The organism is Providencia sp. PROV268 (assembly GCF_028477805.1).
Taxonomy (GTDB): domain Bacteria; phylum Pseudomonadota; class Gammaproteobacteria; order Enterobacterales; family Enterobacteriaceae; genus Providencia; species Providencia stuartii.
Window position 1 is genome coordinate 69,768 of sequence record NZ_JAMPLW010000023.1, and the last position, 20,762, is coordinate 90,529.

Below are 20,762 nucleotides of genomic sequence, written 5' to 3' on the forward strand. Positions count from 1 at the left end.
AAGAATGATGACAGATCAGATAGCGCAAGAGAGTACCCTGCCAGGATGGCAGACACAGGAACATTTAAATGATCCTGTGCTTCTGGAACTGCGCAACCAATTTGGCCCGGATGCCTTTTCTGTTCAAGCTACCCGTACTGGAATGCCAGTTATTTGGGTAAGACGTGAGCAGTTACTGGAAGTCGTAGACTTTTTGAAAAAATTGCCAAAACCTTATGTCATGTTATTTGACTTGCATGGGGTGGATGAGCGTCAGAGAATACATAGACAAGGTTTGCCAGAGGCAGACTTTAGTGTTTTCTATCACCTCATCTCGATTGATCGCAACCGCGATATCATGTTGAAGGTCGCATTAAATGAGAAAGACCTGAATGTACCTTCTATCGTATCACTGTTCCCAAATGCTAACTGGTACGAGCGAGAAGTGTGGGATATGTTTGGTATTACCTTCCAAGGTCACCCAAACTTACGCCGCCTGCTAATGTCACCAAGCTGGGAAGGTCACCCATTACGTAAAGACTACCCAGCGCGCGCTACAGAATTTGACCCATTTGAGCTAACTAAGCAAAAACAAGATCTGGAAATGGAAGCACTAACTTTCAAACCAGAAGAGTGGGGCATGGCGCGTGGTAATGAAAACGAAGACTTCATGTTCCTTAACTTAGGACCTAACCATCCCTCTTCACACGGTGCCTTCCGTATTGTGTTGCAGCTAGATGGTGAAGAAATCGTAAACTGCGTACCAGATATCGGTTACCACCATCGTGGTGCTGAAAAAATGGGTGAGCGTCAGTCTTGGCATAGCTACATTCCTTATACTGACCGTATTGAATACCTTGGCGGTTGTGTGAATGAAATGCCTTATGTGTTAGCCGTTGAAAAGCTGGCGGGCATTGAAGTTCCTGATCGCGTGAAAACGATCCGAGTGATGCTATCTGAGCTGTTCCGCATTAACAGCCATTTACTCTATATCAGTACCTATATTCAAGACTCCGGCGCAATGACCCCTGTGTTTTTTGCGTTTACAGACCGCCAAAAAGTTTACAACGTCGTTGAAGCCATTACCGGTTTCCGTATGCACCCAGCTTGGTTCCGTATCGGTGGTGTTGCGCATGACCTACCACGCGGTTGGGATAAATTACTACGTGAATTATTAGATTGGCTGCCAAAACGCCTCGACTCTTATGTCACGACAGCACTGAAAAACACCATTTTGAAAGGCCGTTCAATCGGGGTTGCTGCTTATACAAAAGAAGAAGCCTTGGCTTGGGGGGTTACTGGTGCTGGTTTACGTGCGACAGGTCTTGATTTTGACGTGCGTAAATGGCGTCCGTATTCAGGCTACGAAAACTTTGAGTTTGATATTCCTATTGCTCACAACGGTGACTGTTATGACCGTGTGATGATCAAAGTGGAAGAGATCCGCCAAAGTATGCGTATTCTTGAACAATGTTTGAAGAATATGCCAGAAGGGCCTTTCAAAGCCGATCACCCATTGACGACGCCGCCACCGAAAGAGCGGACGTTGCAGCATATTGAAACCCTGATCAACCACTTCTTACAAGTGTCTTGGGGTCCAGTTATGCCTGCGAATGAATCATTCCAGATGATCGAAGCAACTAAAGGGATTAACAGTTACTACCTAACGAGTGATGGCAGCACAATGAGCTACCGTACTCGTATTCGTACACCGAGCTATGCGCATTTGCAGCAAATTCCAGCGGTGATCAAAGGTAGTCTGGTTTCCGACTTGATTGTCTATCTGGGTAGTATCGATTTTGTAATGTCGGATGTGGATCGCTAACCATGCATAATGAACATAATAAGCAGACCAGTCTTGATGGCGTAAATGTTTTTGAACCGCAAGAAACACAGCACGGTTTCGTTTTAACGGAAGCCGAGCGTGCTGAAATCGAAGGTGAAAAACACCACTATGAAGACCCGCGTGCTGCCTCAATTGAAGCACTAAAAATTGTGCAAAAAAACCGTGGCTGGGTTGAAGACGGTGCTATTTACGCGATTGCCGAAGTACTAGGTATCCCCGCGAGTGATGTCGAAGGTGTGGCGACATTCTATAGCCAAATCTTCCGTCAACCTGTAGGACGCCACATTATTCGTTATTGCGATAGTGTGGTTTGCCATATTACGGGATACCAAGGATTAGAAGCTGAAATTATCAATCAGTTAAATATTCGTCCAGGGCAAACAACGGCAGATGGCCGCTTTACGCTGCTACCAACCTGTTGTTTGGGTAACTGTGATAAGGGTCCTACTATGATGATTGATGAGGACACTCACAGCTACGTACAGCCTGAAGATATTAAAAAGTTACTGGAGCAGTATCCATGACAAACTCCTTTAAACAAGTGATCCGTACTGCGGAAACACATCCGTTGACATGGCGTTTGCGTGATGACAAACAACCTGTTTGGCTGGATGAGTATCGTAGTAAGAATGGATATAAAGGTGTTGAACGTGCACTTAAAGGCATGGCACCCGACGAGGTGGTTAGCCTTGTCAAAGACGCTGGGCTAAAAGGCCGCGGCGGTGCAGGTTTCTCCACTGGTCTGAAATGGAGCCTGATGCCAAAAGACGAAAACATGAAACTGCGTTACTTTTTATGTAATGCGGATGAAATGGAGCCAGGCACCTATAAAGACCGTCTTTTGATGGAGCAACTGCCTCACCTTTTAGTTGAAGGCATGATCATCGGGGCTTATGCGCTAAAAGCTTATCGTGGTTATATCTTCCTACGCGGTGAATATGTTGAGGCGGCCAAACACCTACGTCGCGCCATCGAAGAAGCGAAAGCGGCTGGGTTACTCGGTAAAAATATTTTAGGTTCAGGCTTTGACTTTGAACTGTTCGTGCATACCGGTGCTGGTCGTTATATCTGTGGTGAAGAAACGGCATTAATTAACTCCCTTGAAGGGCGTCGCGCGAACCCACGTTCAAAACCACCATTCCCTGCAACGTCAGGTGCATGGGGTAAACCTACTTGCGTAAACAACGTTGAAACTATCTGTAACGTTCCTGCCATCTTAGAGCATGGTGAGCAATGGTATATCAACCTCAGTGCTGGCAAGAGTAAAGATGCGGGCACCAAGCTGATGGGTTTTTCAGGCAGAGTGAAAAATCCAGGCTTATGGGAATTGCCATTTGGCACAACAGCACGCGAAGTGTTGGAAGATTATGCAGGTGGGATGCGTGATGGACTGACATTAAAAGCATGGCAACCCGGCGGCGCGGGTACTGACTTTTTAACTGGCGATCATCTTGATTTACCAATGGATTTTGAATCTATCGGTAAAGCAGGGAGCCGTTTAGGTACTGCGTTAGCGATGGCCGTGGATAACGAAATCAACATGGTGTCTCTGGTTCGTAACCTTGAAACTTTATTTGCTCGTGAATCCTGTGGCTGGTGTACGCCTTGCCGTGATGGTTTGCCATGGAGCGTGAAAATTTTGCAGGCGTTAGAAAAAGGGGAAGGGCAGCCGGGCGATATTGAAACATTAGAGCAACTTTGCCGTTTCTTAGGTCCGGGTAAAACTTTCTGCGCTCACGCACCGGGTGCGGTAGAGCCATTACAGAGCGCCATCAAATATTTCCGTGAAGAATTCGAAGCGGGTATCTCGCAAAAAGATCTGCGCAATATTGCTCAGATAGCCGGTATCCAGCCCAACCTATTAAAACAGCGTTGGTAATATTTTTGCGAATGAGCAACCGCAAAAATCGATTTTCACGAAGAACGTATTTTTGATTAACGCCTGCTGTTGAGCGGGCCTTTGGGAAGCATGCTGACTATGGCTACAATATATGTAGACGGCAAAGAATATGATGTAAACGGGTCTGAAAACCTGTTACAAGCCTGCCTTTCTCTGGGGCTAGATATTCCTTATTTTTGCTGGCATCCGGCGCTGGGAAGCGTTGGCGCTTGCCGCCAGTGTGCGGTTAAGCAATATCAAAACGCGGATGACACTCGTGGTCGTCTCGTGATGTCTTGTATGACACCGGCAACGGAAGGGACTTACATCTCTATCGATGATGAAGAGGCCAAACAATTCCGTGAAAGTGTTGTGGAATGGCTAATGACCAACCACCCACACGACTGTCCAGTCTGTGAGGAAGGGGGCAACTGTCATTTACAAGATATGACGGTAATGACCGGTCATAATATGCGTAAATACCGTTTTACCAAGCGTACTCACATCAATCAGGATCTGGGGCCTTTCATTAACCATGAAATGAACCGCTGTATTGCCTGCTATCGTTGTGTGCGTTATTACAAAGATTACGCAGATGGTACGGATTTAGGCGTGTATGGCGCACACAACTATGTCTACTTCGGTCGTACTGAAGATGGCACTCTGGAGAGTGAATTCTCCGGTAACTTAGTTGAAGTGTGTCCAACGGGGGTATTTACCGATAAAACACATTCAGAACGCTATAACCGTAAATGGGATATGCAGTTTGCACCGGGGATCTGCCAACAGTGCAGCATCGGTTGTAACACTAGCCCAGGTGAACGTTATGGTGAATTACGCCGTATTGAAAACCGCTACAACGGCTCAGTAAACCACTATTTCCTGTGTGACCGTGGGCGCTTTGGCTATGGTTATGTTAACCGTAAAGATAGACCTCGCCAGCCACTGCTAAATAAAGATGGCGTGAAACAAGTGATTTCAGCCATTGAAGCGATGCAAAGTGGTGCACAGATCATCAATCAAGCGAAAAAAGTGATTGGTATCGGCTCTCCACGTGCCAGTGTCGAAAGTAACTATGCACTCCGTGCATTAGTTGGCGCGGAAAACTTCTACTCAGGTGTTTCGGCAGATGAACAGCGTCGCCTTGAATTGATGCACAACATTCTGCAAAACGGGGGGATCTATACACCAAGCTTACGCGAAGTGGAAGATTACGATGCAGTACTGGTTCTGGGTGAAGATTTAACTCAGACGGGTGCTCGTATGGCACTCTCGGTTCGCCAAGCCGTTAAAGGTAAAGCTCGTGAAATGGCAGCGGCCCAAAAAGTGGCAGACTGGCAAATAGCGGCGATCATGAATATCGGCCAACACGCGAAATACCCTCTGTTTATCACTAACGTTGACGATACGCGTTTAGATGATATCGCGGCATTTAACTACCGTGCTCCTGTTGCAGACCAAGCGCGTTTTGGTTTCGCTATTGCGAACATGATTAATGGTGATGCACCGGCTGTAACAGATTTACCTGCTGATTTACGAGCTAAAGTTGAAACCATTGCTCAAGCGCTGGCCAGTGCGAAAAAACCATTGATTATCAGTGGTAGCCACTCAGCAAGCGATGCGATGATCCAAGCGGCTGCTAACGTTGCGTTTGCACTCAAAGCAAAAGGTGCTCAAGTGGGGCTATCTTACCTTGCTTCCCACGCGAATAGTTTTGGTCTCGCAATGATGAAAGCACAGCCGTTGGATAGTGCATTTGAGCGCATTAATGCAAATGAAGTCGATGTCGCTATTGTGATGGAAAATGACCTTTACCGTCATAGCAGTGTTAACGCTGTCGATAGTGCATTGGCGAAACTGAAGCACCTCATTGTGGCGGATCATCAACATACTGCCATTATGGATAAAGCCACCTTGGTATTACCTGCGGCAAGTTTTGCGGAAGCAGATGGAACCTTGATCAACCAAGAAGGTCGCGCTCAACGCTTCTTCCAAGTCTTTGACCCATCTTTCTACGATAAATCTATCGTCATGAACGAAAGCTGGCGCTGGTTGCATTCACTGCAAACAGAAGCGCAAGCACGTGATGCAGATTGGTCTCAGCTTGATCATGTTATTGCGGATTGTGTGGCTGCGTTACCTCAGTTTGAAGGTATTGTCGATGCGGCACCAAAAGCATCTTTCCGTATTCGTGGTCAGAAACTTGCTCGTGAGCCACACCGTTATAGTGGGCGTACGGCGATGCTAGCGAATCAATCGGTTCATGAACAGCGCCAACCGCAAGATAAAGACACGGCGTTTGCGTTCTCTATGGAAGGGAACAACAGCCCAACGGCACCACGTCAGCAAATTCCATTTGCATGGGCACCAGGTTGGAACTCACCACAAGCTTGGAACAAATTCCAAAGTGAAGTGGGTGGCCATCTGCGTTTTGGTGATCCGGGCGTTCGTTTGTTTAATTCAACAGAAGGTAAACTGGGTTATTTCACGGAGATCCCAGCGGCTTATCAGGCGACTGAAGCTCAGTGGGTGGTTGCGCCTTACTATCACTTGTTCGGCAGTGATGAGATGTCACAACGCTCTGAGGTGATCCAGCAGCGCATGCCGGAACCTTATATCATGTTGAATGAAAAAGATGCCGCGGCGATTGGCCTTGCAGCAGGTACTCAAGCGGAGTTCAGTTATGAAGGACAAACCTTTAATCTGACGGTGCGCGTGAGTAAAAATCTGTCGAGTGGTCAAATCGGTCTGCCATTGGGTATGCCAGGTATTGCACCAGCCATGGCGGGTGTATCAGTCAATAATCTGCGGAGGGGGGCATGATGGATTGGATATCCCCAGAAGTGATGGAAATTTTAGTTTCCGTCCTTAAATCGATTGTCATCCTATTGGTTGTTGTGATCTGTGGGGCATACATGAGTTTGGGTGAACGCCGTATTCTCGGTTTATTCCAAAATCGTTATGGCCCTAACCGCGTTGGACCATTCGGCATGGGGCAGTTAATGGCCGACATGTTCAAAATGTTGTTCAAAGAAGACTGGATCCCACAGTTTGCAGACAAAAAAATCTTTACGTTAGCACCTGTGATTGCGTTTTGTTCGCTGTTCCTCGCTTTTGCTATCGTACCTGTCAGCCCAACATGGTATGTCGCTGACCTGAATATCGGGATCTTATTTTTCCTGATGATGGCAGGTCTTGCGGTTTATGCCGTGCTGTTTGCTGGTTGGTCAAGTAACAACAAATACTCACTGCTAGGTGCGATGCGTGCCTCCGCACAAACGGTGAGCTACGAAGTGTTCTTAGGTCTTTCATTGATGGGGGTTGTGGCTCAAGCAGGCTCTTTCAATTTGATTGATATTGTGGACGCTCAGAAAGGTATGTGGAACATCATTCCTCAATTCTTTGGCTTTGTGACGTTTGCGATTGCAGGTGTTGCGGTATGTCACCGTCACCCGTTTGACCAACCAGAAGCTGAACAAGAGATTGCGGATGGTTACCACGTTGAATATTCAGGTATGAAATTCGGCCTGTTCTTCGTTGGTGAGTATATCGGTATTGTTACAGTCTCTGCCTTGATTGTAACGCTGTTCTTTGGTGGCTGGCATGGACCTTTCTTGCCGTCATTCCTGTGGTTTGCGATTAAGACTGCCTTCTTCATGATGATGTTTATCCTGATCCGTGCATCTTTACCCCGCCCACGTTATGACCAAGTGATGTCTTTCGGTTGGAAAATCTGCCTGCCGCTGACTCTGCTTAACCTGCTGGGTACCGCAGCAGTTATTTTATACAACGCTCAGTAAGGGGTGATTGAACCATGACATTGAAAGATTTATTGGTCGGTTTCGGCACTCAAGTACGCAGTATTTGGTTGGTCGGTTTGCATGCGTTCCAAAAACGTGAAACGCAAATGTATCCCGAAGAGCCAGTTTACCTGCCGCCCCGTTACCGTGGTCGTATCGTATTAACCCGTGACCCAGACGGTGAAGAGCGTTGTGTTGCCTGTAACTTATGTGCGGTTGCTTGCCCAGTGGGCTGTATCTCACTGCAAAAAGCGGAGCATGAGGATGGGCGTTGGTATCCTGAATTTTTCCGCATTAACTTCTCACGCTGCATTTTCTGTGGGTTGTGTGAAGAGGCTTGCCCAACAACGGCAATCCAATTAACACCTGACTTTGAAATGGGTGAATGGCGTCGTCAAGATCTTGTTTATGAAAAAGATCACTTATTAATTTCAGGTCCGGGTAAATATCCTGATTATAACTTTTACCGTAAATCGGGTATGGCGATTGCAGGTAAAGACAAAGGTGAAGCGGATAACGAAGCCAAACCAATTAACGTCAAAGACCTGTTGCCATAAGGAGCGATATTCATGGAATTTACATTTTATATCGCCGGTCTGGTTGCTGTTTTAGCGACTTTGAGGGTGATAACCAATACTAACCCGGTACATGCGTTGTTGTATCTGGTTGTTTCTCTGCTGGCACTGTCTATGGTGTTCTTCTCGCTCGGCGCATACTTTGCGGGGGCTTTGGAGATCATCGTATACGCGGGTGCCATCATGGTACTGTTCGTTTTCGTGGTGATGATGCTCAACCTTGGGCGCTCTGTTCAAGAGCAAGAGCGTGAATGGCTGGCACCGAAAAACTGGATTGGGCCGGCACTGTTATCTGCAGTATTGCTGGCACTTCTGGTTTACGGCATTACCAGCCTGTCATACCAAGACGGTATTACTGGCACGGTGATTAGTGCGAAAGAGGTGGCAATTAGCTTGTTTGGACCTTATGTCCTAGCGGTTGAATTGGCATCATTGTTACTGCTAGCAGGCTTAGTAGTTGCGTTCCACGTAGGTCGTGACCGTACTGAAAACAGTGCTGATCTTGTTAGCAATGCGAAAGCGAAAGCGGAGGAACAATAATGATACCTCTTCAACATGGTCTGATTTTAGCGGCTATTTTGTTTGTGATGGGGCTAAGCTGCCTTGTTATCCGCCGCAACTTGCTTTTCATGCTGATCGGACTGGAAATCATGATTAACTCAACAGCGCTCGCTTTTGTGGTCGCTGGGAGTTTTTGGGGGCAACCAGACGGCCAGATAATGTACATTCTGGCAATTGCACTGGCTGCAGCGGAGGCGAGTATTGGATTGGCGTTGTTACTGCAACTCCATCGTCATCGTCAGAACCTGAATATTGATAAAGTCAGTGAGATGCGCGGATGAATTTACTCTATTTAACAATTCTGTTTCCGCTTCTGGGGTCAGTGCTATTAGCATTTTCCCGCGGTCGTTGGTCAGAAAATGTTTCAGCTATTATTGGGGCTGGAGTCGTCGGCCTTGCAGCGGTTGTTGCATTGTATGCGGGTATTGAGTTTTTAGAACAACCTGTACTTGCAAATGGTGCATATCCTCCGTACACCGATCTGCTTTGGACTTGGATGTCAGTGGGAGATTTCAATATCCCGTTTACGATTCGCCTTGATGGCCTCTCACTGACGATGTTAGGTGTTGTAACGGGCGTTGGCTTCCTGATCCACGTTTATGCTTCTTGGTATATGCGTGGTGAGGAAGGGTATTCACGCTTCTTTACTTACACTAACTTGTTCATCGCGAGCATGGTGGTTTTAGTACTCGCCGATAACATGATGCTGATGTATCTCGGTTGGGAAGGGGTAGGGCTGTGCAGTTACCTGTTGATCGGTTTCTACTACACCAATCCAGATAACGGCAAAGCGGCAATGAAAGCCTTCTTCATTACGCGTGTTGGTGACGTGTTCTTAGCTATCGGTATGTTTATTCTGTGGAATGAACTCGGTACTTTGAACTTCAGCGAAATGGCTGTAATGGCACCACAAAAAATGGCAGAAGGTGGCAGCGCAATCACATGGGCAACCTTAATGATCTTAGGTGGTGCGGTAGGTAAATCTGCTCAATTGCCACTCCAGACATGGCTAGCCGATGCGATGGCGGGTCCAACTCCGGTCTCTGCTCTGATCCACGCAGCAACCATGGTAACCGCGGGTGTTTATCTTGTTGCTCGTACCCATGCATTGTTCTTGATGGCACCAGAAATCTTACATCTGGTCGGCATTGTGGGCGGTGTCACCCTGTTGTTAGCAGGCTGTGCAGCATTGGTTCAAACCGATATCAAACGTGTATTGGCCTACTCAACCATGAGCCAAATTGGTTATATGTTCTTGGCTCTAGGTGTTCAGGCGTGGGATGCAGCTATTTTCCACCTGATGACGCACGCCTTCTTTAAAGCACTGTTGTTCTTGTCAGCAGGTTCGGTGATCATTGCTTGTCATCACGAACAAAATATTTTCAAAATGGGTGGATTGCGTAAGCAAATTCCATACGTCTATACGGTGATGTTAATCGGCGGAAGTGCACTGGCTGCACTACCTCTATTCACGGCCGGTTTCTACAGTAAAGACGCTATTTTGTGGGGTGCAGAAGTGGATGGCCAAACGGTTCTCTTATGGGCTGGCCTCATCGGTGCACTACTGACAGCAATGTATACTTTCCGTATGATTTTCATCGCCTTCCATGGCGAAGCGAAAATTAAAGCGCACAAGGTCAAAGGATTTACTCACTCCATACCATTGGGCATTTTGGCAATTTTAGCGACATTTATTGGTGCGCAGATTCACCAGCCGTTAGAAGGCGTATTCCCTGTTAATCCACTGGAGCATGAAGCTGGTAAGCTACAGTTGGAGATGCTTTCAGGTAGCCTTGCTGTTATCGGACTGTTGATTGTGGCATTCATTTATCTGTACAGACGCTCTATCGCCACAGTTATCGCGAAAAGTGCACCAGGCCGGTTCTTCTCAACATGGTGGTATCATGCGTGGGGATTCGACTGGCTGTATGACGTTGTCTTTGTAAAACCTTTCAAGGGTGTTGCATGGCTACTGGAAAGCGATCCTGTGAACTCATTGATGAACCTACCTGCCTGCTTGTCTCGTTGGGCAAACAAAGGGTTGGCAATTAGTGAGAACGGTCAGGTCCGTTGGTATGTTGCCTCATTGGGGCTGGGTGCAGTGCTGATTCTTGCTCTGCTGCTTTTGGTTTAATTAAGGGACACATTGCGCCATGCTATTACCCTGGCTAATACTCATTCCCTTCATCGGTGGCCTGCTAAGCTGGCAGGCTGACCGGTTTAGCCACCGCGCACCACGTTGGGTTGCGCTGGCTTCAATGGGAATAACATTAATATTATCAATCTTGTTATGGCTACAGGGAGATTACTCTCTGGTAAATCCACAAGGTGTTCCACAATGGCAAGTGGAATACTCAATGCCGTGGATCCCAATGCTGGGTATTAATTTCCATCTGGCGATTGATGGCTTATCACTGTTAATGGTGGTACTAACCGCGATCATGGGGGCTTTCTCAGTCCTCAGTTCGTGGAGTGAAAACCAAGCCAACCAAGGTGCTTATCACTTTAACCTGCTGTGGATTATTGCAGGTGTGATGGGGATTTTTACGGCGGTTGACCTGTTCTTGTTCTTCTTCTTCTGGGAAATGATGTTAATCCCAATGTACTTCCTGATTGCTAACTGGGGGCACAAAGGAGCAGAAAACAGACAGCATATTAACGCTGCCACTAAGTTCTTTATCTACACACAAGCGAGTGGCTTGATTATGTTGGTGTCGATTGTTGGATTAGCATTAGTCCACTTCGGCGACACCTCTGTGTGGACATTTAACTACAATGAGTTGCTTGGTACTCAGATGTCTAGCACCGTTGGCTTTATGCTAATGTTAGGCTTCTTTATTGCCTTTGCGGTTAAGATGCCATTAGTGCCATTCCACGGTTGGATGGCGGATACCCAAGAGCAATCGCCAACAGCAGGCTCTGTGGATATCTCAGGTATCATGTTGAAAACAGCGGCTTACGGCCTGTTGCGTTTTACACTACCTCTGTTCCCTGAAGCATCGATCGAGTTTACACCTATTGCGATGACACTTGGTGTGATCAGCATTTTCTACGGTGCATGGCTTGCATTTAAACAAACAGACATTAAGCGTCTTGCTGCATACAGTAGCTTGTCTCACATGGGATTTGTGACGGTGGCAATTTACGCTAGCTCTGTTCTTGCATACCAAGGTGCAGTGATCCAAATGATCACAAATGGCTTGTCAGGTGCAGCATTAATTATCATCAGCGGGCAGTTGTATGAGCGTACACAAACCCGTGATATGCGCATGATGGGTGGATTATGGAAACGTATTAAATGGTTACCGGGTTTATCACTGTTCTTTGCCGCTGCAACTTTAGGTATGCCGGGCACAGGTAACTTTATCGGTGAATTCATGATCCTGTTTGGTACATTCAGCCAATTTACGCTGGTGACTTGCATCATGGTCTTTGGTGTGGTGTTCGCATCTGTCTACTCATTGTGGATGATGCAACAAACCTACTACGGTACACCAAAATCCGAGAGCGAAATGAAAGGGTTAACAGCACGTGAATTTGGTGTGCTGCTGGCTCTGGCTGTTTTACTGGTTATTATTGGCTTCTATCCACAACCAATTCTGGATACTTCAGAGGGTGCGATGGAAACATTACATAACTTGTACACTGCTTCACTTACAACATTAAGGCCGTAATTCGCCATGACAATAACACTTCAACAATTGATCGCAATACTCCCGCTATTGATCGTCGGATTGACGGCGGTGGTTGTGATGCTGTCCATTGCGTGGCGACGCGATCACCTAACAAGTGCCACACTGACAGTATTCGGCTTCGCCGTTGCGCTGCTATCTCTGTTCTTTATTGCAGAGGGTCTGCCAATAGAAGTCACTCCGCTTATTCGTGTTGACGGCTATGCGATGTTCTACAGCGCATTGGTCCTGATTGCGGGTATGGCAACCAGCATTTTTGCTTTCCATTGGTTGGAAGGCTTTAATGATAATAAAGAAGAATTCCATCTGTTACTGGCGATTGCGGTAACAGGGGGCGTCTTACTTTCAATGGCTAACCACATGGCATCCATGTTCATTGGTATTGAATTGATCTCTTTACCCTTGTTCGGTCTTGTGGCTTACACCTTTGAACGTAAACGTTCGCTGGAAGCAGGTATCAAATACATGCTGTTATCTGCCGCTGCCTCTTCTTTCTTGCTCTTTGGTATCGCCTTACTGTATGCAGAATCAGGCAGCTTAAGCTTTGCGGCTGTGGGTCAGAGTCTTTCTGATAGCCAAATCCATGCGCCATTGGTGTTGATTGGCTTGGGGATGTTGATTGTAGGCTTCGGTTTTAAATTATCACTGTTCCCATTCCAATTATGGACTCCAGACGTTTACCAAGGTGCTCCAGCTCCGGTATCCGCGTTCTTAGCAACGGGAAGTAAAATTGGTATCTTTGCAGTATTAATGCGTATCTTTATGGAAGCGCCTGCTGCTCAAAGTAATACATTGGCGATTGTTGTTAGCGTCATCGCTATTGCTTCGATTCTGTTTGGTAACCTGATGGCTATCACTCAGAAAAGTGCCAAACGCCTACTTGGTTATTCGTCCATTTCTCATATGGGATACCTGCTGGTTGCCTTAGTTGCATTACGCGCCGCCCCAACAGATTCCCAAGTCACTGTCGCTATCTATTTAGTCGGCTATTTGTTTGCAAGTTTGGGCGCCTTTGGTGTGATCAGCATTATTTCTAGCCCATATCGTGGCGATGACCAAGATGACTTGAGTGCATTTCGCGGGCTGTTCTGGCATAAGCCTATACTTGCGACAGTGCTTACCGTGATGATGCTTTCTCTGGCTGGTATACCAATTACATTAGGGTTTATTGGTAAATTCTATGTGATTATTTCCGCAGTGAAGGCAGAGCTATGGTGGTTAACTGGTGCCGTGGTCTTAGGTAGTGCGATTGGTCTATTCTACTATCTACGCTTTATGGCAAGCTTGTATAGCCGTGATGCAGAACATGCAGATCGTTATACTGGGCCAGAAAAAGCCACTTTCGGGACAGTTGTTGCTGCTATCTGTGCAATTATCGTGATCCTGCTAGGGGTATGGCCGCAACCGCTTATCAATCTCTCCTATATGGTATTGGCTGTGAGCCCGCTTTAATCTTCACCGCCATCACAGTAAAATAAACGGCTACTTTTCAGTAGCCGTTTTTTTTAATCAGCTAATTGGCGCTGATATTGATATTCGGCTTCATTAATAAAGTCCATAAAGGCTTCACAAGATTTGATGGCATTATGGATATTAAACGTCTGCTCGTCTAAACATGTCTGCATATAGTCAATCCATTGCGTTAAATAAGATTGTAACTGCTGAAAATGGGCAGCCACATCTTGTCGTTGCTCATCTATTTTTGAAATATCTTTAGTGAGCATAAGTAGGTGTGTCAGCTTATCGATGCGCTTTTTAAACTGCTGGTCTTTCTCATTTAAAACAGCGATTTGATCGACCAAATAGAGTCGAACATTGACCAATTTTATAAAATCTAAGCCATTGTCAAGGATAGTGAGTAAGCGCTTGGCACAGGCAATCGCAATTTTTAGCAGATCTTTTTTAGAAGGAGGGATATTTAATGATTCAATGAGCGATATATCAGGAAAAACATGATCAAATAAATCCGCTAGCTTGTAATTTAAGATAACTTCTTCAGCTTTAACAATAGCAATTAACTCTTGGTTAAACTCATCCAATGTCTTTTGATTATTGTTAGCCAGTAATAAAAGGCGATTTTGTAGGTTACGATAGCTCTCACTTTTAAGGTGGTTTGCTTCTTCTAATTGTAATGCCAATAGATAATCGCTTGTGGTACGTAAAGGTGCCGTTAGCTTCTCTAGCTCATTTTTAAGCTCAGTAAAGTCATCGATAAATTCTGTTAACTCTAAATCCTGTTGACCTCCCTTTAAGTCATCAACATCCTGACTTGAAAATCGCTCACTAATCGTACTATCAATGATATAACGAGTTTTTAATTTCATTATTGGCAATGAGTTTCTGATTTGCTCATTGAGACTTTCTGCCTGAGTAGCAATCCGTTTTATTCGATTAAAAATGCTCGGATCGTAACTTAGAATGTTATGATTAAAATTATTAATTTTATTAATGAGCATTCTTACCTGATAAAACTCAATAGCAGGTAAAACTGGGAAATTTACGGTTTGGTGCATAGTATTACCTTTATTAAGCATGAGAGTAATGTGTCATTTTAATATCAAATAGTTCAATGAGTTGTTCTGAGTAAGTTTGCACAGACGCCCATGCGGTGATAATTTTTTTGAAACGAGCAATAAACTTTAAAAGGTTGGCAGCATTATCAATACGCGCAAAAGTTTCTATTGACTGCTTAATTTCGGTCAAAATAACAAGCCACATATAGTCTAAATGGTCAACTGCTAATCTTGCATCTTTAAAATAGCCTTCAATCTTCTGTAAATGTACTTGAATATCAAAAATAACTTTTTTAATAAAGCGATCTTTATTGAGTTTGTTATTGATTTCAACAATTTCTTTAAGTAATGCGTTTTTTCGATGGCGGACTTTTTCAGCTTTGCTGCCGAATATCCCTCCTGTAATCAGTAATCCAATTAAACCACCAGCAAGGCCTGTAAAGCTTAACTTAACAAAATGGTCATATTCTTTTTCGAGTGTTAATACCTCTTTTTTGAGTAAAGTGACTTTCTCAAAAAGATGTGATTCAGAATTAATATCATCAATAGAATCTAATTGCAAATAAATTGACTTAACTTTAAATAATAAAGAATCAACATGTTGATTATTAGATAAAGCACCTCCAATAATATGTGATCGAAAGTCAGAAATAGTATTTTTAATCCTAGAAGTTTTATTGGCTTGCATTTTAATATCATCTTGGATGAGATTCAGTATGCTTAATAATTCTGTGGCAATTTGCTGGTCATCATTTTGGTAAGTAAGCCCATCTAGCGCCTCGGCTGACAAGTCGTCAATGCTATTGGCTATTTGCTGTATAATAGGCATATCATTAATGTATTCAATGATTTGATTTCCAGTCTGAACAATATTTCGACTAATCAGTGATAAATTAATAGATTGTTGTTTAACTTCTTGTTCGACACCATCCCAACCGCTGGCATGGGTGTGAATTAATTGAATAACCTCAGTCAATGCGCTAATTTTTATGGGTAAATCAGTTGATTCATTAATTTTTAGCCATGAATGGATTTCTAATGTTGATGTTGGTAATGAAAGGGCAAAATGGGTATATCGATGAATATTCACTAAATCTTGGTGAGTAAAAATGCCGGCGGGGCGAGCAGAGTGAGGGTCTTGGTTGGTTAATAATGCAAGAGTTGCTGCTCCTATATTCTCTTTTTCAATTATTTTGTCATAAGTTATTTCACTCATAATGGTTCATTTCCAATTAAGTATTGTGGTTGAAATAAAAGGTAGACAACAGAAAATCACAAATATGAGTGATGCGATAAAAATGATAGAGCTAAAAATAGTATTACCTCTAAGAAATTTATCACCCATGATAAAACATTAGATTCGCATTTACCCCGTATAGTTAAGAATAAATTACTTTAAGGATCGCCTAAAAGTAGATACTAAAATATGAAAATATATATTATAAATTGACGACCTAATATAATCGATAATAAATTCATTATGATTAAATGTTGAAATGTCTAATCATAAAAGTGCAGGAAGTTATATTAAATGTTCTAAGATAAAAATATTATGTCACTCTTTGACGCGTTAAGAGAGTGAATAATAAATATTAACTCTGCGAGCATTGTTTTTGTCATATCATTTTTTTATTTTTTAATATCGTAATTATAATTAATGTTTTTTTAGTGTGATGTGACGTATTTGAATACTTACCGTATTGTTACCCGATGATGATTATTTTACTTTGTACAAATATGATTAACAAATAACCATCAAGTAAAAAAACAAAATGGTGTTTTTGTGTGATCTTGAAGATAAAGATTGATATAAGTCAAGTAAATAATTAAAGTTAAATTTTTTAATCTATACAATAAGATGCGTAGTGATTTATTGGTGATGTAATAAAAAATTACTAATACATATTTGATTTTACGAGGCGTAACACCTATTGTCAGAAATAATCAATGTATTAATAAATTATATTGCACTATATAATTATCGATAGTCTTTGTTGAGTGTGGCAGTAGGGATCTAAAGTGGTATATAAAAAAATAGATAATTTAATAACTGAAATTCTTCATCAACTGTCAACATTGGCATTGGGCAATCAAGAATTCATACGTCTACATTGGCAATTGGATGGTCACTCTACATTTCCTGGGTTAGCTTGGCTATCGGCTCAATCCTGTTATCCGCAGTTCTATTGGTATCAGCGCACGGGAACGGATGAGTGTAGCGCTCTGGGAACCGTATATGAATTTAACGCAATCACTGAGGCCGAACAATTTTTGTCTTTACATGCCCAGTATCCCGATATGCGTTTATGGGGCTTAAATGGCTGGAACGCGGTTGGTGAAGGAATTTCATTGGCCGATAAACAACAGGCAACGTTTTACTTTTTACCGCGTTTAGAAATTTTTCGCGTTCGTTCATCAATATCAGTCTATCTTAATATCAAAGGTGAAGATGACCGTTTAGCCGCAATCGCATTTTTAAAGCAGCTCAAGCCAGCGGCAACATTGCCACCTTTAAATACACAAATTATCGGTCATGAACATTTCCCTGAAAAGGCGCAGTGGTGCCACCTATTAAATAAAGCTATCACGAAAATGAGAGCAGGGGAGATGGAAAAAGTTGTAATGGCGCGTGAAACGAAATTGACGTTGTCACAACCCGTTTCTGTGGCGGAATTTTTAGCGGCAAGCCAACGAGTTAATTTTCAATGCTACCATTTTATGATGGCATTAAGCCAAGAAACAGGTTTTCTGTCCTCAACACCGGAGCGTTTGTATCTACGACAAGGTACACAACTCAATTCGGAGGCACTTGCAGGTACAGTCGCGAATCATCCTGATGACGCGATTGCTGCTGAAAAAGCAAAATGGTTGATGGAAGACAGTAAGAACCAACACGAAAACTTAGTGGTCGTGGACGATATTTGCCAGCAGTTACAAGGTATTGTAACGGGTATTGATGTTTCCCCCGCGAAAGTGATTCGCCTACGCAAGATCCAACACCTCTATCGTTCGATTGCCGCAACTTTAGTGTCACCTTCAGACAGTGAATGTTTACAGCGTTTACAACCTACTGCTGCGGTATGTGGGTTGCCGAGAACGGTTGCTCGTCAGTTTTTAACGGAACATGAGCCTTTCTCGCGCCGATGGTACGCTGGAACGGGAGGTTTCGTTAGCTTAAATAAAAGTGAGTTCGCCGTGTCCTTACGCTGTGCTCAAATTGAACATCAACGGTTGTCATTGTTCTCGGGGGCTGGGATTGTCAGTGATTCTGATCCGGAGCAAGAATGGATTGAAATTGAAAATAAAGCTGCGGGGCTTAAATCTCTACTTGAACCCCCTGAAAAACCATAAATATAATATGGTTATTTTTCTTTTGGTTTCAATTAGTTCACTAAAAATTGTTCTAAGATCAAGAAATTTATATCAAGCGCATTACACTTACTGATAATAAACAACTTATTGAGCTCATTATGTCGAATTCTGTTTTTAATATGCGTTGGGCTGAGATTATTATCGAAGCACTCACCCGCCACGGTATGAAACATATTTGTATTGCGCCTGGTTCTCGCTCTACACCTTTGACGTTAGCAGCAGCGAATAACAATAAGCTTCACTGCCATACTCATTTTGATGAAAGAGGCTTGGGGCATCTAGCTTTAGGTTTAGCAAAAGCAAGCCTTGAGCCTGTCGGCGTGATCGTCACTTCAGGAACCGCAGTGGCTAACCTCTATCCTGCCCTAATTGAAGCCGGACTGACTGGCGAAAAAGTCATTTTTTTGACGGCAGATAGACCGCCGGAGCTTATCGATTGTGGCGCGAATCAGGCTATTCGCCAAACATATATCTTTGCGTCACACCCATCACAAAGTTTGATGTTACCCCGACCAACTCGTGATATTTCGGCGAAATGGTTAGTCAGTGCCATTGATAATGGGATGAATCAACTACACCACGGCGCTTTCCATATTAACTGCCCATTTGCTGAGCCGCTGTATGGTGAAACGGAAGGAGATTATGAATGGCAGCAACAACTTGGCGATTGGTGGCATTCTAATTTACCTTGGTTAAGCGAGCCTTTAACCAACACCGTTGCCCATATTTCTGACTGGTATTTTTGGCGTCAGAAAAAAGGGGTTGTTATTGCGGGTCGTATGAATAGTCAAGATGGTGAGCGTGTTGCAAACTGGGCGAAGGAACTTGGCTGGCCGTTAATTAGCGATGTGTTGTCACAAACAGGGCAACCTTATCCTTGTGCAGATTTATGGTTAGCTCATCCACAGGCCAAAGCGCGACTTAATGAAGCTGAACTGGTGGTACAATTCGGCTCGAGCTTAACAGGAAAACGCCTACTTCAATGGCAAGCGCAGTGCCATCCACAAGAATACTGGATCATTGATACGATCCCAGAACGCCTTGACCCCGCTCATCACTACGGACGTAAATTAACATGCTCAATTAAAGGGTGGCTTGATGCTCATCCCGCTCAACCAAGAGGGGCTTGGTGTGAAGATCTTTACTCGTTGGCTGAGCAGACACAACGGCATGTGAGTACAAAGTTACGCAATCACTTTTCTGAAGCCGCGATTGCGCATCAATTACCAGCGCTACTGCCGCCAAAAGGGCAGTTATTTGTGGGTAATAGCTTAATTGTTCGGCTAATTGATGCTTTGGCGCAATTACCCGTGGGTTATCCGGTTTATAGTAATCGGGGGGCCAGTGGTATCGATGGTCTAATTTCAACAATGTCTGGTGTCCAGCGGGCAACCACCAAGCCGACCTTGGGGATTGTTGGTGACCTTTCGGCACTGTATGACCTCAATAGCCTCGCTTTATTGCGAGCGCCTTCAGCGCCAACAATTTTAATTGTGGTGAATAATAACGGTGGGCAGATATTTTCTATGCTACCTACGCCTGAAGCGGCAAGGCAGCAGTATTATTGTATGCCACAAAATATTCACTTTCAGCATGCGGCACTGATGTTTGGCTTGCAGTACGCAGCACCTAAAGATTGGCTCTCTCTAAAAAACACTGTTGAACAATTTTGGTATAACCAACAAGGGACATTGTTGATTGAATTAAACACCGAGAGTGACGAAGGTGCGCGAACTTTAAAACAGTTACTTGATGAGGTAGGCAGTTTCTGATGTTAGCGGCTTATCGACACAATGAACATCATTCGGGGCCTTGGTTAGTGTGGTTACACGGGCTGCTCGGTAGCGCCGATGAATGGCTGCCGATGGTGGAACTGTGCCCTAACTTCCCGTCATTGCGTGTTGATTTGCCCGGTCATGGATTATCTCAGTCTATAAGCTGCCAAAGTTTTGCTGATTTTGATGAGCAGTTGGTTCAACTTTTACAACATCATGGTATTCAACATTATTACCTTATTGGATATTCGTTGGGTGCACGCCTTGCTATGCATACGGCTTGTTATCGCCAACCAGCAGGTTTAAGCGGGTTGGTAATTGAAGGAGGAAATGTTGGGCTAAATAGCTCATCGGAGCGGGAGTCTCGTTACACCAACGACCACCATTGGGCGCAACGTTTTCGCCACGAGCCGATTTGCCAAGTGTTAAATGATTGGTATCAACAACCTGTATTTGCACATTTAACTGCGAGCCAACGCCAACAATTAATCTTGTTAAGACAGCACAATAACCCCTTAGCTGTCGCTGATATGTTAGAAAGTACCTCTTTGTCTAAACAGCCTTTTTTGGTGGACAAACTGTATCAGCTTACGATGCCATTTCGCTACTTTTGTGGTGAACAAGATCAAAAATTTCGAAGCGTTTCGCAACAATATGCTTTGCCGATTACGCTAATTAATAATGCAGGGCATAATGCTCATCGGGAAAATCCGTATGGCTATGCCACTGCACTTCATCATTTTTTATCACACTGTGGTTAAAGGAACTTG

The 20,762-nt window shown here is 44.1% G+C and carries 16 protein-coding genes; 14 read left to right on the forward strand and 2 right to left on the reverse strand.

Annotated features, from left to right (window positions below):
• The first annotated feature begins 4 nt into the window (after positions 1 to 4).
• The 11 genes from nuoC (at position 5) to nuoN (ending at position 13,784) form a co-directional block, all read left to right on the forward strand.
• A complete protein-coding gene (gene nuoC / locus PR699_RS15945; RefSeq protein WP_004921126.1) occupies positions 5 to 1,804 on the forward strand; it encodes an NADH-quinone oxidoreductase subunit C/D in 1,800 nt (599 codons plus the stop codon).
• Positions 1,805 to 1,806: 2 nt separating this feature from the next.
• The gene (gene nuoE / locus PR699_RS15950; protein ID WP_004921124.1) at positions 1,807 to 2,349 is read left to right on the forward strand and encodes an NADH-quinone oxidoreductase subunit NuoE; all 543 of its coding nucleotides are present in this window, start codon (positions 1,807 to 1,809) and stop codon (positions 2,347 to 2,349) included.
• Positions 2,346 to 3,704, forward strand: coding sequence for an NADH-quinone oxidoreductase subunit NuoF (gene nuoF / locus PR699_RS15955; protein ID WP_272577859.1), 1,359 nt, complete (start codon positions 2,346 to 2,348; stop codon positions 3,702 to 3,704). The genes nuoE and nuoF overlap by 4 nt, the downstream gene beginning before the upstream one ends.
• A gap of 90 nt (positions 3,705 to 3,794) precedes the next feature.
• A complete protein-coding gene (nuoG, locus tag PR699_RS15960; protein ID WP_071821155.1) occupies positions 3,795 to 6,527 on the forward strand; it encodes an NADH-quinone oxidoreductase subunit NuoG in 2,733 nt (910 codons plus the stop codon).
• Entirely contained in the window at positions 6,527 to 7,504 is a 978-nt protein-coding gene (gene nuoH, locus PR699_RS15965) for an NADH-quinone oxidoreductase subunit NuoH (RefSeq protein WP_014656260.1), read from the forward strand. The genes nuoG and nuoH overlap by 1 nt, the downstream gene beginning before the upstream one ends.
• 14 nt (positions 7,505 to 7,518) lie before the next feature.
• Positions 7,519 to 8,061 carry an NADH-quinone oxidoreductase subunit NuoI gene (gene nuoI / locus PR699_RS15970; RefSeq protein WP_004921112.1) on the forward strand — a complete coding sequence of 181 codons (543 nt, stop codon included), beginning with the start codon at positions 7,519 to 7,521 and terminating at the stop codon, positions 8,059 to 8,061.
• Between the two features lie 12 nt (positions 8,062 to 8,073).
• Positions 8,074 to 8,619, forward strand: coding sequence for an NADH-quinone oxidoreductase subunit J (gene nuoJ, locus PR699_RS15975; RefSeq protein WP_004921110.1), 546 nt, complete (start codon positions 8,074 to 8,076; stop codon positions 8,617 to 8,619).
• Positions 8,619 to 8,921: an NADH-quinone oxidoreductase subunit NuoK gene (gene nuoK, locus PR699_RS15980; protein ID WP_004921109.1), complete on the forward strand. Its 303-nt coding sequence runs from the start codon at positions 8,619 to 8,621 to the stop codon at positions 8,919 to 8,921. Before nuoJ ends, nuoK begins: the two co-directional genes overlap by 1 nt.
• Complete coding sequence (nuoL, locus tag PR699_RS15985) at positions 8,918 to 10,774, forward strand: NADH-quinone oxidoreductase subunit L (RefSeq protein WP_014656259.1); 1,857 nt, start codon at positions 8,918 to 8,920, stop codon at positions 10,772 to 10,774. Before nuoK ends, nuoL begins: the two co-directional genes overlap by 4 nt.
• 19 nt (positions 10,775 to 10,793) lie before the next feature.
• Positions 10,794 to 12,314: an NADH-quinone oxidoreductase subunit M gene (gene nuoM / locus PR699_RS15990; protein WP_004921104.1), complete on the forward strand. Its 1,521-nt coding sequence runs from the start codon at positions 10,794 to 10,796 to the stop codon at positions 12,312 to 12,314.
• A gap of 6 nt (positions 12,315 to 12,320) precedes the next feature.
• Positions 12,321 to 13,784, forward strand: a complete 1,464-nt coding sequence (gene nuoN, locus PR699_RS15995) for an NADH-quinone oxidoreductase subunit NuoN (RefSeq protein WP_014656258.1) — start codon at positions 12,321 to 12,323, stop codon at positions 13,782 to 13,784.
• Positions 13,785 to 13,837: 53 nt separating this feature from the next.
• Here the strand turns inward: nuoN and PR699_RS16000 are convergent, their stop codons facing one another.
• Positions 13,838 to 14,845 (reverse strand): alpha-xenorhabdolysin family binary toxin subunit B, encoded by a 1,008-nt coding sequence (locus PR699_RS16000; RefSeq protein WP_014656257.1) that lies wholly within the window; start codon positions 14,843 to 14,845, stop codon positions 13,838 to 13,840.
• Between the two features lie 13 nt (positions 14,846 to 14,858).
• Positions 14,859 to 16,061, reverse strand: coding sequence for an alpha-xenorhabdolysin family binary toxin subunit A (locus tag PR699_RS16005; protein WP_014656256.1), 1,203 nt, complete (start codon positions 16,059 to 16,061; stop codon positions 14,859 to 14,861).
• An 803-nt stretch (positions 16,062 to 16,864) separates the two neighbouring features.
• On the opposite strand from PR699_RS16005, the gene PR699_RS16010 reads away from it, so the two are divergent.
• From PR699_RS16010 to menH, 3 genes are all read left to right on the forward strand, one after another.
• Complete coding sequence (locus PR699_RS16010) at positions 16,865 to 18,196, forward strand: isochorismate synthase (protein WP_004921096.1); 1,332 nt, start codon at positions 16,865 to 16,867, stop codon at positions 18,194 to 18,196.
• 119 nt (positions 18,197 to 18,315) lie between these two features.
• A complete protein-coding gene (menD, locus tag PR699_RS16015; protein ID WP_014656255.1) occupies positions 18,316 to 19,989 on the forward strand; it encodes a 2-succinyl-5-enolpyruvyl-6-hydroxy-3-cyclohexene-1-carboxylic-acid synthase in 1,674 nt (557 codons plus the stop codon).
• The gene (menH, locus tag PR699_RS16020) at positions 19,989 to 20,753 is read left to right on the forward strand and encodes a 2-succinyl-6-hydroxy-2,4-cyclohexadiene-1-carboxylate synthase (protein ID WP_014656254.1); all 765 of its coding nucleotides are present in this window, start codon (positions 19,989 to 19,991) and stop codon (positions 20,751 to 20,753) included. Before menD ends, menH begins: the two co-directional genes overlap by 1 nt.
• Positions 20,754 to 20,762: the final 9 nt, after the last annotated feature.

Excerpts from the sequence above, each read along its gene's own strand:
- nuoF (WP_272577859.1), top strand. The coding sequence starts at position 2,346 with ATGACAAACTCCTTTAAACAAGTGATCCGTACTGCGGAAACACATCCG.
- nuoI (WP_004921112.1), top strand. The coding sequence starts at position 7,519 with ATGACATTGAAAGATTTATTGGTCGGTTTCGGCACTCAAGTACGCAGT.
- nuoN (WP_014656258.1), top strand. The coding sequence starts at position 12,321 with ATGACAATAACACTTCAACAATTGATCGCAATACTCCCGCTATTGATC.
- nuoM (WP_004921104.1), top strand. The coding sequence starts at position 10,794 with ATGCTATTACCCTGGCTAATACTCATTCCCTTCATCGGTGGCCTGCTA.
- PR699_RS16005 (WP_014656256.1), bottom strand. The coding sequence starts at position 16,061 with ATGAGTGAAATAACTTATGACAAAATAATTGAAAAAGAGAATATAGGA.
- nuoG (WP_071821155.1), top strand. The coding sequence starts at position 3,795 with ATGCTGACTATGGCTACAATATATGTAGACGGCAAAGAATATGATGTA.
- nuoJ (WP_004921110.1), top strand. The coding sequence starts at position 8,074 with ATGGAATTTACATTTTATATCGCCGGTCTGGTTGCTGTTTTAGCGACT.
- nuoH (WP_014656260.1), top strand. The coding sequence starts at position 6,527 with ATGGATTGGATATCCCCAGAAGTGATGGAAATTTTAGTTTCCGTCCTT.
- menH (WP_014656254.1), top strand. The coding sequence starts at position 19,989 with ATGTTAGCGGCTTATCGACACAATGAACATCATTCGGGGCCTTGGTTA.
- nuoL (WP_014656259.1), top strand. The coding sequence starts at position 8,918 with ATGAATTTACTCTATTTAACAATTCTGTTTCCGCTTCTGGGGTCAGTG.
- menD (WP_014656255.1), top strand. The coding sequence starts at position 18,316 with ATGTCGAATTCTGTTTTTAATATGCGTTGGGCTGAGATTATTATCGAA.
- nuoE (WP_004921124.1), top strand. The coding sequence starts at position 1,807 with ATGCATAATGAACATAATAAGCAGACCAGTCTTGATGGCGTAAATGTT.
- nuoC (WP_004921126.1), top strand. The coding sequence starts at position 5 with ATGATGACAGATCAGATAGCGCAAGAGAGTACCCTGCCAGGATGGCAG.
- PR699_RS16000 (WP_014656257.1), bottom strand. The coding sequence starts at position 14,845 with ATGCACCAAACCGTAAATTTCCCAGTTTTACCTGCTATTGAGTTTTAT.
- nuoK (WP_004921109.1), top strand. The coding sequence starts at position 8,619 with ATGATACCTCTTCAACATGGTCTGATTTTAGCGGCTATTTTGTTTGTG.